This window comes from Rhizobium sp. P1_E6 (genome assembly GCF_056405875.1).
On sequence record NZ_JBFUBG010000035.1, the window covers coordinates 1 to 12,422 of the forward strand.

General features: G+C 59.9%; 13 protein-coding genes. 6 read left to right on the forward strand and 7 right to left on the reverse strand.

All coding sequences use genetic code 11. The features are described 5' to 3' along the window. Positions 1-217: 217 nt before the first annotated feature. Positions 218-1,525, forward strand: coding sequence for a hypothetical protein (locus AC1D35_RS18065; RefSeq protein WP_477939312.1), 1,308 nt, complete (start codon positions 218-220; stop codon positions 1,523-1,525). A 196-nt stretch (positions 1,526-1,721) separates the two neighbouring features. Here the strand turns inward: AC1D35_RS18065 and AC1D35_RS18070 are convergent, their stop codons facing one another. Together AC1D35_RS18070 and AC1D35_RS18075 are read right to left on the reverse strand one after the other, a co-directional pair. Beyond that, positions 1,722-2,321: an RES family NAD+ phosphorylase gene (locus AC1D35_RS18070; RefSeq protein WP_477939314.1), complete on the reverse strand. Its 600-nt coding sequence runs from the start codon at positions 2,319-2,321 to the stop codon at positions 1,722-1,724. Next, the gene (locus tag AC1D35_RS18075; RefSeq protein WP_477939316.1) at positions 2,302-3,105 is read right to left on the reverse strand and encodes a hypothetical protein; all 804 of its coding nucleotides are present in this window, start codon (positions 3,103-3,105) and stop codon (positions 2,302-2,304) included. Before AC1D35_RS18075 ends, AC1D35_RS18070 begins: the two co-directional genes overlap by 20 nt. A gap of 205 nt (positions 3,106-3,310) precedes the next feature. Here AC1D35_RS18075 and AC1D35_RS18080 point away from each other — a divergent pair, with 205 nt between their 5' ends. After that, positions 3,311-3,634 carry a hypothetical protein gene (locus tag AC1D35_RS18080; protein ID WP_477855528.1) on the forward strand — a complete coding sequence of 108 codons (324 nt, stop codon included), beginning with the start codon at positions 3,311-3,313 and terminating at the stop codon, positions 3,632-3,634. Between the two features lie 245 nt (positions 3,635-3,879). Here AC1D35_RS18080 and AC1D35_RS18085 read toward each other — a convergent pair whose 3' ends face one another. The 3 genes from AC1D35_RS18085 to AC1D35_RS18095 all read right to left on the reverse strand — a co-directional run bounded on the left by AC1D35_RS18085 (position 3,880) and on the right by AC1D35_RS18095 (position 6,229). Continuing rightward, positions 3,880-4,404 (reverse strand): VOC family protein, encoded by a 525-nt coding sequence (locus AC1D35_RS18085; RefSeq protein ID WP_477855527.1) that lies wholly within the window; start codon positions 4,402-4,404, stop codon positions 3,880-3,882. 101 nt (positions 4,405-4,505) lie between these two features. Continuing rightward, on the reverse strand, positions 4,506-5,354 hold the full coding sequence (locus AC1D35_RS18090; RefSeq protein ID WP_477939394.1) for an alpha/beta fold hydrolase: 849 nt from the start codon (positions 5,352-5,354) through the stop codon (positions 4,506-4,508). A 50-nt stretch (positions 5,355-5,404) separates the two neighbouring features. Further along, the gene (locus tag AC1D35_RS18095; RefSeq protein ID WP_477939318.1) at positions 5,405-6,229 is read right to left on the reverse strand and encodes an oxidoreductase; all 825 of its coding nucleotides are present in this window, start codon (positions 6,227-6,229) and stop codon (positions 5,405-5,407) included. Positions 6,230-6,419: 190 nt separating this feature from the next. On the opposite strand from AC1D35_RS18095, the gene AC1D35_RS18100 reads away from it, so the two are divergent. From AC1D35_RS18100 to AC1D35_RS18110, 3 genes are all read left to right on the forward strand, one after another. Further along, entirely contained in the window at positions 6,420-7,280 is an 861-nt protein-coding gene (locus tag AC1D35_RS18100; protein ID WP_477939320.1) for a LysR family transcriptional regulator, read from the forward strand. A 33-nt stretch (positions 7,281-7,313) separates the two neighbouring features. After that, the gene (locus AC1D35_RS18105) at positions 7,314-7,466 is read left to right on the forward strand and encodes a hypothetical protein (RefSeq protein WP_477939322.1); all 153 of its coding nucleotides are present in this window, start codon (positions 7,314-7,316) and stop codon (positions 7,464-7,466) included. A 78-nt stretch (positions 7,467-7,544) separates the two neighbouring features. After that, complete coding sequence (locus tag AC1D35_RS18110) at positions 7,545-7,772, forward strand: hypothetical protein (RefSeq protein ID WP_477939324.1); 228 nt, start codon at positions 7,545-7,547, stop codon at positions 7,770-7,772. Positions 7,773-8,217: 445 nt separating this feature from the next. Here the strand turns inward: AC1D35_RS18110 and AC1D35_RS18115 are convergent, their stop codons facing one another. Together AC1D35_RS18115 and AC1D35_RS18120 are read right to left on the reverse strand one after the other, a co-directional pair. After that, on the reverse strand, positions 8,218-9,438 hold the full coding sequence (locus AC1D35_RS18115; protein ID WP_477939326.1) for an acyl-CoA dehydrogenase family protein: 1,221 nt from the start codon (positions 9,436-9,438) through the stop codon (positions 8,218-8,220). 12 nt (positions 9,439-9,450) lie between these two features. Then, positions 9,451-10,620: an LLM class flavin-dependent oxidoreductase gene (locus AC1D35_RS18120; protein WP_477939328.1), complete on the reverse strand. Its 1,170-nt coding sequence runs from the start codon at positions 10,618-10,620 to the stop codon at positions 9,451-9,453. Between the two features lie 186 nt (positions 10,621-10,806). Between AC1D35_RS18120 and AC1D35_RS18125 the strand changes: the two genes are divergently transcribed. Then, positions 10,807-12,408 (forward strand): ABC transporter substrate-binding protein, encoded by a 1,602-nt coding sequence (locus tag AC1D35_RS18125; protein WP_477939329.1) that lies wholly within the window; start codon positions 10,807-10,809, stop codon positions 12,406-12,408. The last annotated feature ends 14 nt before the right edge of the window (positions 12,409-12,422 follow it).

The window sequence follows — 12,422 nt, forward strand, 5'->3', positions numbered from 1 at the left end:
GATCAGCGGATCTGCAAGGGGCAAACGAACCAGCCCGCGCAGCAAGGGACGTAAGGCCAAGAAACTGTTTTCATTCATGCTTCCTGGCCGGCGACCGCTCGTCCGCACGCATCCGGCCACCTTGCTCGCGGTCATGCGCGGCAATCCTTCGGCTTGGCACCCCGCTTGCAGGAGGAGATCGCGGCCATTCAAGCCGATCAACCGCGGAGAAATTGAGATGACGATCGCAATTGAGCCATCTTATGGAAGCCACATCCTGCGCCGCAGCCGGACCCCGATATTCGACCAGGCGCTGAGTGACGCGGAGGTATTCGAACTCGGCATTCGCCTTTTGCGCAGCAGATCGGAAGAGAACTTCGATCACCTGCTGGGCGCCACACTCGCCCATGCTGCCGCAAGCTCCGGCGGGATGCTCAGCCCGCAACTCGGCGCCGCGATGGGCGGCCTTCTCAAAAATATCGCCAGCCGCCGGCTGTTGAGCGACAGCCCGGACAGCCAGTTCGACATGGAGTTCGGTGAGACTGACAGCCGTCGCCGCGCCCTGGCCGAGAGCCGACGCTTCGTACGGCTTTCCGGTGAGGCCGCACGCCACGCGATCGAAGAGTTTGGCGGCTATGGCGGCCGCCGCGAAGCACTCGGCGCGCTGGCGGCTGCAGCGGAACTCTATGCGCCGGCCCTCGCAACTGTGCTCGAATCCGAAGGCGAATGGGAAAGCGAACAGATGCCTTCCTTCGACCCTTTCGATTATGACCCGCAGATGGAGTATTTTCTCGGTGGCCTCGTGCGCAGCGTCGGCAAGGTGGTCAAGAAAGTATCCAATGTCGTCGGCAGTGCGGCCAGGGCCGTCGGCCGTATCCCGGTGATCGGCGATATCGCCCGGATAGGCGCCAGTGCGGTCCGGCTCGCCGCCGGCCCGGCTGCCATTGCGCTTGATGCTGGCGTGAGGGTTGCGAAGGGAGAGCGCCTCGACCGTGCTCTGAAGGGAGCAGTCAAGGGCCAGATCAATGCGGCACGCGATCAGCTTCGATTGGCTGAGATGGTCGCTCCCTTCGTGCCGGGTATCGGTACCGGGGTCGCAGCCGCTCTCGGTGCTGCCAATGCGCTTGCTGCCGGCAAGCCGATAACGCAGGCGCTTTTGTCGGCAGCGCGCAGCGCTGTCCCCGGAGGGGCAATCGCCCAGACCGCCTTTGACGTCGCGCTCAATCTTGCCAGTGGCAAGAACATCGGACAGTCATTATTGGCTGCTGCACGCGACCGCCTGCCCGGCGGCCCCGCCGCGAAGGCGGCATTCGACGGAGCCGTGGCGCTCACCCAGGGCAAGAAGCTGCAGGATGCGGCTTTTGCGGCCGCCGGTCGGGTTTTGCCGCCCTCCCCCTATGCGGCCGATGCGCTTGCTTTCGTAAAGGGCGTTGCCAATGGCCAGAATATCCAGAACGCCGCTCTTTCGGTTGTCGGGAAGCGTGCGATTGGCAACATTCGCAGTCAGGCAGCACGTGTCGCCCCGACAGCGAGGCGCTATGGCTGACGTCGCACACCTTGCTACCGATCTTGCTCAGTAACAGGTATCGATAGTGATCGATTTCGAAGTCGTCGATTGCTTAAGTCGGTGTAGCTACGGTCGGATCGGCGCGTTCGAAAGCAACAAAAAAGCACGGTCATCGATCGTGGTTGCATGCAGCCACATAACGGCAATTGAGAGCGCACCATGTCCCGCAACGCAGCTAGGGTGCCAAGCCGATCCCATACCGTTCACCGATCTCCCAGAACCAATCCTGGTCCAATTCGATATCTCGGGAAACCTCATAAATTGCATCCGCCGCGCGTTCGTAGAGCGCAAAGCAGAATTCGGTGTCGTCGTGGCGCGCGTGATAGGCGATCCCGTCGAACGCAAGGGGGTGTCTTAACAGTTCCTTCGACCACGCCTGGGCAATCTCGTACGGCAAGCTGCCGTGGGGCACCTCCGCCGTGGCGCCGATCCGCGCCAGTCCTGGCCCGGCGAGACGCACCAGCGTCAATGGTCTTTTTGCGGCGAGGCGCACGTATCCTTTGCGTTGGAGCAGTTCGGCATCTACCAGTGTACGCCCTGGCGTCCTCAGGAACGTCTCGGCAAACGCGCCGGCAATCTCTTGAGCGGCATACAGCACGCCATAGGAGCCATCCGGCGCATTGAAGCGTCCGAGATCGGATCTATCGAAATAAATTGGTTCATAAGCAGCACTGTAGAAGCGATGCAGGTTCCCTCCTGTCGGCAGTGTCACCAATTCGGGAACGCGGCTCGATCGGCCGGCGGACGCGGAGCGCTCACGCCCCCTGTTCGCCATGCCGTCGCGCCGCCTGGATAACCTGATCCTGTTGGCCCGACCTGAGAAGGTCGATCGGCTTTCGATCGCCAAGGCGTGCATCTGGTCGCGCCAGGAAGTTCAGCAGTATCCAGGGATTTTTGCTTTGAAGTGCGTCACGCACGTCCCGAAGTCCTTCAACGATCGTTCCGTCCGGGGCAAATTGCAGCGTCGGGTAGCTTCTCCGATTGCTTGGCCCAGGCACAGCGAGCAGCGAGCCTTCCTGAACACGTTTGTCCACGGCCTGACGGGAAATGCCGCGCATCAGCGTCCTGACTTGCTCGAGATCGTAGGCTCCCCCTGCCGCGCGCAGATCCTCTTCCGCGATGCGGACGCCCGCCAACAGCGCTCGGCTGCGCGCATCCGGTTCGAAGGCCGACTTGTCGATGACGGCTGTCTTAGTTTCTGACTGGCGTTGACGCAGGCTGGTCGTGGCTTCGGCAATCCGAGAGATCCGTCCCCGACCCGCCTGGCGGATCTTTCGGATCGATTCCGGTTTTGACGATACGATGGCGACCTCGGCGCCGGCTGGCAGATCGAACCCAGAGAGAGCCTTGATCGGATCCCCCTTCATCATGAACATCGTCACGACGTCGGAGCTACGCTCCCGTCGATCCTTTGCCTTGCTGCCTGCTCGATCAACCATCGTTTCAGTCTCCTTCATACATAAGATATGCATTCGGGCAATTTTGTCAACTTCGTCAATCAAAGCAACCCCTATTGGGTTCAAGATCCAAATCAACGCCCGGCGATCACCGTAGCCCATGCGCCATATCCACGCGCAAGATCGGGACATTCGCCACCCAAAATGGGAGCCTCCTCTCATTCCATCCATCTCRCACGCTATCTGAGCGGTCGCGCCCACTTCTTGCGCGTTACAGTTTTACATGAACCTCAGATGAGGGCCGTCTTCAGAACGAGTTCAGGGCGAAGCAGCCACCCTTGGTCATAAACTGCCAAGGAGATGAGCTATGAAAATTGCCCATTTTGCCGTTGCGGCCGTTCTCTCGTTCGGTTCGGCCTTCGTCGCGGCAGGGCCTGCAGCGGCGATGCCGCGATCTGCGGCACCAGCTGCATCAGCGGAAAAGAGCGCGATCATTCAGGTTCGGCACCGCCATCACAGACATTATCGTGATTACGACCGGTATGGGTGGCATCACCGTCGCTACTATCGGGATTGGCGCGCCGAGCGGCACTGGCGCGACGATCGCGGCTGGCGATACCGTGACCGTTACTACGATGATGGCTACTATCGGCCGCATCGCAACGGCGTCTATCTTCGCCTGGATTTCTAGAACTGAAAAGCGCCGGTAAACCGGGGATTTTTCATGCATACATGATGGACAACTCGGCATCTTTCGGTGCCGGGGCGATCTGGACGGGGTGTATCGGGTCTGGGAGAGGCGTCGGCTGCTGCCTTACCATCCGGCCGGTGCCGAAGGTGAGGCGCAGCCTCCGAGCGCCGAGGCCCCAGCCATCGCAGAGAGCGACAGAAAGCTGCGGCAAGACGTTGTGTTTTCAAAGCTCATACCGCTCTGTCCTAGTCCTGCCACCTGCGCAGATCCGTCTGGTCATGGTAGGCCATGCGGTCGGGCGTGGTGATAAATTCCACGGTCGTGCCCCATGGCATGCGGCAGTAGCAGACCTTGTTTCCAAGCCCTTTTTCGGTTGCATAGGGAATATCGCGCGGCGCGGTAAGCGGAGTGCCTCCGGCCTTTTCGAAGCGCTCGATAGATGCGTCGATGTCGTCGGTGTAGACACCGAAGTGTGTGATGCCGAAGTCGCTTGCTCGAACCGGCTGGGCTTGTTCGGGGCCGTGCATTTCGAAGAGCTCGATGTCAGGTCCGGTTCCGATCTTGACCATCGCCTGCGCACGCACGACCGTTCCAGGGAAAGCGCCAGTGGCTCGCTCGAATTCGGGTCCCTGCCGCGGCGGATCCTGCGGTCCGAAGGACTGATAGATCACCTGGCCGCCGAAAGCTTCCACCAGGAACGATTTTGCTGCTTCGATGTCGGGCACCGTGATGCCGATATGATTGACGCCGCGAATGACAGGTGCGGTCATGACAGTTTTCCTTTCTTGTTTAATCGATCGAATGCGGTAGGTGCGGGCGCAACTTGCCCGCAGTGTCGCGATCCGGCCCAGGACGGGGCAGTCGCAGAGTTTCAACTTGCCTTGAGGAAATCGATCAGAGCGGCCGCCACTTCATCCGGCCGCTCGTCCGCGACATAGTGGCTGCACCGCTCAATCGAGCCGCCCGTCACATTGCTGGCGAACTCCTTAAGCATCGGGACCATATGCGCACCGAAGCGCTGATCCCCGCCGAGACCCAGCACCGGTATCTCGAGCGGTTGCTTCTTGTACTCAAGCGCGGCCGTATGGTCGGCGGCGAGGGTACGATACCATTCCATGCCTCCGCGCGTGCGGCCAGGAAGAGCCATCGCTTTCGCGTAGATCTCGATGTCCGCCGGATTGAAGGTGCTGTGATCGTAGAACCGCTCAGCCATGAAGGTCGAAACATAGTCATATTCACGGCCATGGATCAGGCGCTCGGGTAGATCCCGGTTCATATGGAAGCTGAAGTGCCAGATCCTCGCAGTCGTTGCCTCCCATTGGGTCCAACCGGGAAGCGGAACGTCGAGGACGGCCAGGTGGGTAACAGCCTGGCGATAGATGGCGGCTTGCGGCAATGCTACCATTCCGCCAATGTCATGGCCGCACACGGCGTACCGTTCATGCCGAAGGGCAACCATGACCTCGTGCGCGTCGCGCGCCAACGTCGCCTTGTCATAGCCGTCAATCGGGCAGTCGGAAAAGCCCGCGCCGCGCAGGTCCATGGCCACCACGCTGAAATGCTCGGCCAGCAGCGGCATCACATGGTGCCATTCCCACCATGTTTCCGGCCAACCGTGAAGCAGAAGGATCGGCGGGCCTGAGCCCCCGGTGACGACGTTGATCTTGATGCCATTCACCGGCGCGAGCTGCTGGGTAAACCCCTTCAAAGTTGCGATCATGATCACTTTCCAGTCGATGTTGACGTTCAACAAGAGTTTGCGGCCAGCGCTCAGGGCTGGTCGAAATCGGTGGCGATCGTGATGTCGCGCCAGGCGTCGATATCGCTGCGGAAGGAAGCCAACTTTCGCTCGGCGATCGAATGCGCGATCGGGCCGAGCGGCAGATGAAGCGGGGCGTCATCGGCATCGACTGCCTGCAGGATCACCGCAATCGCCTTGTCGGGATCGCCCGCCTGACTGCCGTTGTTGGTTTCGCGATAGTGCGTGCGCGAGCTCGCGGCGTATTCCGGCATCTCGTTGGCCGCCATCGTGATCGAACGTCCAAGGAAATCGGTGCGAAACGGCCCAGGCTCGACGATCAGCACGCGGATGCCGAACGGCTTCAGCTCGCCGGCGAGCGCTTCGGAAATCCCTTCCACGGCGAACTTGGCGGCATTGTAATATCCGCCACCTCCGCCGCCCGCGATGCCTGCGCCGGACGACATGTTGACGATCGTTCCCCCCGAACGTCGCAGGACGGGCAGCGCTGCTCTGGTGGTTTCGATCAGACCGAAGACGTTCACCTCGAACATCGACCGATATTCTTCGGGCGTGCCTTCCTCGATCGCGCCGAACAGTCCGTAGCCGGCATTGTTGACGAGCACGTCAAAGCCGCCGAATGTCTCGACCGCCTTTGCGACCGAGGCCTTGGCTGCCGCCGCATCCGTCACGTCGAGCGGCAAGGTGATCATGCGGCCGCCGAAAGGCTCAGCCATTTCTCCGATCGTTTTGACATTGCGGGCCGTCGCGATGACCTGATCGCCGCGCTGTGCTGCAGCGAGTGCGAGCCGCTGGCCGAAGCCGCTTGAGCAACCGGTGATGAGCCAAGTTTTCATTACTTTTTCTCCGAGTTTTTTTCAGACGACGCCAAGGGTCACTGTTCCTTCACCCGAGCGGCCGCCCTCATGGGTCCGGCAAATCCACAGAAGTGACGCGCCTTCAGACGATGATGGGAATCTAGGTGCTTAGATTTGTTCTTTAAGTGACATAACTGTATTCTTGGCGTTCAGTTTTGTGGGGGGTACGATGGAATGGAGTGACGTCAGAATCTTTCTTGCTGTTGCGCGATCTGGCACGCTCGGCGGAGCCGCGCGTTCTCTTCAGACAAGCCATCCGACCGTCGGCAGGCGCCTGCGTGCGCTTGAGCAGGCGATCGGTCACACACTCTTCCAGCGGACTGCGGACGGCCTTGTCCTAACCGAAGAGGGCCACGGGATCATCGCGATGGCAGAGCAGATGGAAGAGGGCGCGCTGGGCATGGAGCGCCGGCTTGCGGGGCAGGAGACGAATCTCAAAGGCAGTCTGCGCATTTCATCAGCGGACTGGTTCGGGGCCTATGTACTGCCTCCCATCCTGGCGGATTTCTCGAACGCCTACCCGAACGTCGACGTCGAGATCCTCACCGGCACGCGCCTGTTCAACCTCGCCCAGCGGGAGGCCGACGTCGCTTTTCGTATCGTTCCGTTCAACACCGCCGATGTCGTTCAGCGGCGGCTCTTCAGGCTCGAATACGGCGTCTATATCGCCGAGGAGTCGGCTGATCCAAAATATGGCGACGGGAGTGGTTTCCGGCTGATCACCCACGATACGTCGACCGGTCAGTTTCCCGATATCGCTTGGCTCATCGAGAGTTTCCCCAACGCGAGACCGGTCCTGCGATCGAACAACCGCAACGTCCAGGGGCGCATGTGTCGGCAAGGCGTCGGGATCGCTGTGCTGCCCCGCGTGGTCGGCGACCAGATCGCCGGTATCCGCAGACTGGAAGTGCCGATGCCGCCGCCGGCGCGAGACATCTGGATGGGATATCACCGGGACCTAAGACGTCTTCAGCGTCTTCGTGCATTTATCTCAACCGTCTCGGACCATCTCATGAACGCGGCCGCATGATGAGCACCTGTCCTACCGATGGGGAAGTCTTCAGTGGTCAAGAAGCAGACGCACGACGGCTGGAGCACCGTGATCTACAATGTCGGCGGGGTGACCGTGCAGGACAGGGTCTTCGCCAGCGAGGCGGACGCCGACGCCTACCTGCAGGAGCGGCAGGCTCTATTTGACGAAGGCAGGGATGCCTGACGCGTTTTCGAACAAAATGAGAAATGTTCATCTATGGGGATTGTGTTACGATCCCCACTGTCGAATGGAGTAGGCGTTATGGCTGTCACGAGTTTGGTCCCCGATGCGCTGTACTGGGCGCGTTCATCGAAGTACTTCGACGGCAGGATTACGGTGGTCCAGGTCTCTACCATCTTCGGCGCGGAGCGCGACTACTGGACGTTGGCGCTCCTGGGCACTGACCAGCACGCCATGCCAGACGACTTCGAGCTCATCGGGCCTGCCGAACGCCCGGCGGAATATCCGCTGCGGGAAGCCGCCGAATAATCAGCCGGGGTGCGGCGGCTTCGTAGGTGACTCAATACCCCAACCCGCATAGCAGTTGGATCCTGCCGCGGCAGAATTTCAACGTTGGCGTCGGCGAAACGGCCTGATCGAGGTCTTCCGCACTCGCAACTTCCTCTATCCTACGCCTTGACCAGGAATCGAACCGCCGTAGTTCGAGCTGTTGTTTGGATCGATGCGCTAACGTGCGTCCGCAATGGGGTCTATCATCGATCTCCGGCAGCATCTTCGGACTTGTCAAAGAGGCTTCGCAAAAAACAGCCGGGACTCTCGATCGTTGCTTCACTTAAACTGCGGTCAAAGTGACTTTCTTGTTGCAGTTTGGCGTTTGAATCGTCGCAGTTGTGATCTGCGAAAGACATTGCACAGGCAGCGGTAGGCGAACCGACCGTCTTAACTGCAACGACAAGGCTGGCGGTACTTCCGCTCAGAAGAAGCCCCTTCTCGGCAATTCGGTGCCGCTCAATTCGTAACGTCCGACCGCAATCGCCTTGTAGTGAGCGGGGTTGTGCGAAGCAATCGTCCGGGCGTTGCGCCAATGGCGGTCGAGATTGTGTTCGCGCTGGGTCGATGAGGCGCCTCCCACGTCGAAGACTGCGGTAGCCGCTTGCAGTACCAGTGCATCGACGACAATTTTTGCCTTTGTGGCACGCAGGGAGCCCTCGTGCGCGGCGCGCTCGTAGGCGCCGAGATCCTCAGGCGATGGAATGGCATCCTGCGCCTCGGCGGCAGCGAGGACGACAGCCTCGGCAGCATAGACGTGGGCCGCCAGATCGCCGATGATCTTGAGCAGGATCGGGTCGTCGGCAGGGACATCAGCCGGTGCGTGATAAAAGGCCTTCTTCGCGCGTCGTTTAATCAGCGATTTGGCGTCTCTGAGAACGGCTCTGAGTATCCCGGCATTGACGGCCGTCAGGAAGAGTTGCGGCAGAGTGCTTGCATAGGCAAGATCGTAGGCCACGCCCTCACCGTCATAAACGACCTCGGGCACCTCTACCCTCACATTGTTGAAGCGCGAGGTTCCGGTTCCGGTCAGCCGCTGCCCTGCAGCATCCCAGTCGTCTTCGAGCGTCACGCCGGCGCGCTTGGCAGGGATGATCGCGGTCAACTGCCGATCGTCGCCGTCCTTGGCCCTGACGATCACGAAGTCGGAATAGAGGCTGCCGGTGCTGTAGAACTTCGTTCCGTTCAGGCGGAATCCGTCTCCATCGGGCGTAAGGCGTGTTGCACTGTCATCGCCCGATTGTGCCTTGGCCCTTTCGGTATTGGCCAGGCCGAAGATTGCCCCTTGAGCGACCTGGTCCTGCCAGAATCTGCCTTGATCGGAGGTCGGGCGCTGGGCGAAGCGCTCCACGAAGACGAAGTGATTTCTCAGTATGTGGGCAACATTGGAATCCGCTTCCGAGAGGGCAATGACCTTCTCGAACAGCTGCCGGAAACTTGCGCCACTACCCCCGACATCGAGCGGCAAACGGTAAGCGCCGAAACGGGAGGCGCGGATATCGTCGATTTCAGCAAAGGGGAGGATGCGTTCGCGATCCCGCGCTGCCGAACCCTCGGCTATCGTGTCGAAGAGCTTTGCGAGAGCCGTATCGTCTGCAGGTGCAGACAGGTTGCTCTTAAGAGCAAGATTGGAATGCGATGTCATCTGATGACGTCCTCAAGCTTGTTGTTCTTCATCGAGCCGCAGCCCTGCCTGCTTGATCAGCGGCAGGATTCTCTCGGCAAAAAAGTCGAAGTCGGCATCCCAGTCGTGGAAGCCGATCTGGATACCGTCTATTCCGGCCCTCTTCAGCCCTATGATCTGTTCCACGACCTGCTCGGGCGTACCGACGATCTCGACATTGCCACCGAGCTTGCGGCCCTGATTTACGGTCTTGTCCTTGCGCACGCGCCAGGCATGGGCATCGCTGGCGAATTCGACGCGCGGCTTGTAGGCGGCCGTGATGGCCTCGGCATAGGCTTGGGTGTCGCGCTCGTTGTCGCGGCTGACGATAACAGGATTGATCAATACCTTGATCTGCCGTCCGAGCGCACCTGCGGCCTGTTTGATGCGCTGCGTATGTGCAGGAAGCGATGCGAAAGCATTTTCGATGACGGCGCCGCCCGGGCTCGTGACGAAAACAAAATCGGAGTGGCGCGCGGCAAAGGCGATGCCGGCATCGGAACCCGTGGCAGTGACGAGGATCGGCCGGGCAAAGGCAGGCTTCGGCGTTATGAAGGCATCCTTCAGCTGCCAGGGCGAGATTCMCTTGAACGACAGGTTCTGGTCCTCCGTCCATAAACGTTCGAGGACACTGAAGAGCTCATCGGCCAGCTCGTAGCGGCGGTCGTGCTCGATCTGGCTCCAGCCGAACATCTCGTGTTCGACGGCACGATGCCCCGTAAGGATATTTATGCCCCAGCGCCCTTTGGAGATATGGTCGAGCGTGGCACCGAATTTTGCCAGATGCAGCGGATGCCATGGGCCGTATAGAACGTGGATCGACGAGATCAGCAGGATCTTCGTCGTCAGCGGGGCCATGGCGGCGAGTGTGGTAAACGCGTCAAGCGAGGTCGTGAGACCACCCTTCGGCAGCCACTGCATGCGACTGAAGGCGAGATCGAAACCCGCGGCCTCGGCCTTCTGAACCAGACGCGCATTGGCATCGAAGGTCCAGCTGTCATCTCCCCCGCCTGACACGGTCGTCCGCTCGTAAAGATCGAGGAACAGCCCGAGGATCAGAGGCTGCCTCGAAACCTTCGAAAGCGGACTTTCGGGGAAGTCCAGTGGTGATGGGTAAGCGGCGTGGGAGCCACTTTCATACTGCGCTAGCTGATGACCGGTCATGACAACTTCTTTGGCTAGGGGTTCGATTTTCCATCTGCGACGCGAATTTGAGTTGAGAGTTCTAGAATGCTGGAGCTTTACGAAACGGACGCGCTAAATAGCTGACAACATTAAATTATCATATTGTCTATATAATCTATAGACAATAACAATTATGCCATTCGAGACATTTTGAGGGACATGTCCATGGCTATGAAACGACGAACCTTTGTGATTTCCACGCTGACGGCAGCAGGTGCGGCAACGCTCCCCGTCTTTCGAAAAGTGGAGGCAGCAACGCCGCAAAAGGGCGGCGTGCTGATCGTGTCGAATACAGTCGAACCTGTGCACCTTGTCGGTGCCTTCACCACCCAGGCCGGTCCGCCGACATCGAAGGTTTTCGATGGCCTGCTGAAAGTCGGTCTTGAYGGAAAGCCGGCACCTGCCCTGGCCGAAAGCTGGGAAGTCAGCGACGATGGCAAGACAATCACCTTCCATCTGCGCAAGGGTGTCAAGTTCCATGACGGATCGCCGCTGACGCCTGACGACATCGCCTTCTCACTGGAGGTCTGGAAAAAGTATCATGCCCGCGGACGCAGCACGTTCGCCAATGTTACGGGAACGCGCTCACCGGACGGGAGCACAGTCATCTTCGACCTCGCCGCGCCCTCCCCGATCATCCTCTTCGGCCTGGTGGCAAACGAATCACCGGTGCTCGCGCGGCACACCTATCCTACAGAAGGCGACCTTGCCGTCGCTCCGCGTAACAACGCACCGATCGGTACCGGCCCGTTCAAGTTCTCGGCCTGGGAACGCGGTAGCCATATTGCTCTGGAAAAGAACGCCGATTACTGGGATAGCGAACGCCCCAAGGTCGATCAGCTAATCGTCCGCACACTTCCTGACGCGGCGACAACGAGCGCGGCACTCGAGTCGGGTTCGATCCATACGTCGAGCTTCGTGCCGCTCAGCAACATCGCCAGGCTGCAGAAAGATCCGAAACTGCAGGTGGTCGATGATCCCCGAGGTTCACTCTATAATGTCGGCGCCGTCGTCTTCGAGTTCAATCTCGATCACGAGCGGTTCAAGGACAAGGCGCTGCGCACCGCCTTCGCACATGCTATCGATCGCAGCTTTATCGAGAAGAACCTCTATTTCGGTTTTGCGACGCCGACGGAAAGCCCCGTTCCCCCGGGTCTGCCCGCCTGGCACAACCCCAATGTCCCGAAATATGCCTTCGACCTGAAGAAGGCCGAGGAGATCCTCGAGGCGGCCGGCTACAAGAAGGATGCCGACGGCATCAGACTGAAGCTGACCAACGACTATGCCGCCAACAACGCGACGCATCTGCAGGTCGCCCAGTACATTCGCAGCAATCTCGCGAAAATCGGCATCCAGCTGGAAATCCGCAACCAGGACTTCGGGCAGTTCGTGAACCGCGTCTACACCAAGCGCGATTTCGATACGGCGATCTATCACGCCACGGTCGGTCCCGATCCGGCGATCGGCGCCCAGCGCTTCTACTGGTCGAAGAACTTCAAGGTCGGCGTGGCCTTTTCGAACGCAGCGAACTACTCCAACAAGGAAGTCGACAGGCTGCTGGAAGCGGCAAATTCCGAGATCGATCCGACGAAGCGCAAAGCGCTATACGACGATTTCCAGCGGATCGTGCAGGAAGATATCGTCAGGATCCCGCTCGTTTCGCCGCGCTATCCGATCGTCGCGCGCTCGAACATCGCCGATATCGTCGAAGACGCTTCCGGCGACAGCGGACCCTATTCGCTGGCGCATTTCATCTCAGCTTCATGACCGCCTAGGACGGA

What these genes read in the sequence shown, in the direction of transcription:
- AC1D35_RS18065 (WP_477939312.1), top strand. Translation starts at nt 218, where the DNA reads ATGACGATCGCAATTGAGCCATCTTATGGAAGCCACATCCTGCGCCGC.
- AC1D35_RS18090 (WP_477939394.1), bottom strand. Translation starts at nt 5,354, where the DNA reads ATGATCGCAACTTTGAAGGGGTTTACCCAGCAGCTCGCGCCGGTGAAT.
- AC1D35_RS18085 (WP_477855527.1), bottom strand. Translation starts at nt 4,404, where the DNA reads ATGACCGCACCTGTCATTCGCGGCGTCAATCATATCGGCATCACGGTG.
- AC1D35_RS18070 (WP_477939314.1), bottom strand. Translation starts at nt 2,321, where the DNA reads ATGGCGAACAGGGGGCGTGAGCGCTCCGCGTCCGCCGGCCGATCGAGC.
- AC1D35_RS18100 (WP_477939320.1), top strand. Translation starts at nt 6,420, where the DNA reads ATGGAATGGAGTGACGTCAGAATCTTTCTTGCTGTTGCGCGATCTGGC.
- AC1D35_RS18110 (WP_477939324.1), top strand. Translation starts at nt 7,545, where the DNA reads ATGGCTGTCACGAGTTTGGTCCCCGATGCGCTGTACTGGGCGCGTTCA.
- AC1D35_RS18115 (WP_477939326.1), bottom strand. Translation starts at nt 9,438, where the DNA reads ATGACATCGCATTCCAATCTTGCTCTTAAGAGCAACCTGTCTGCACCT.
- AC1D35_RS18080 (WP_477855528.1), top strand. Translation starts at nt 3,311, where the DNA reads ATGAAAATTGCCCATTTTGCCGTTGCGGCCGTTCTCTCGTTCGGTTCG.
- AC1D35_RS18095 (WP_477939318.1), bottom strand. Translation starts at nt 6,229, where the DNA reads ATGAAAACTTGGCTCATCACCGGTTGCTCAAGCGGCTTCGGCCAGCGG.
- AC1D35_RS18075 (WP_477939316.1), bottom strand. Translation starts at nt 3,105, where the DNA reads ATGGGCTACGGTGATCGCCGGGCGTTGATTTGGATCTTGAACCCAATA.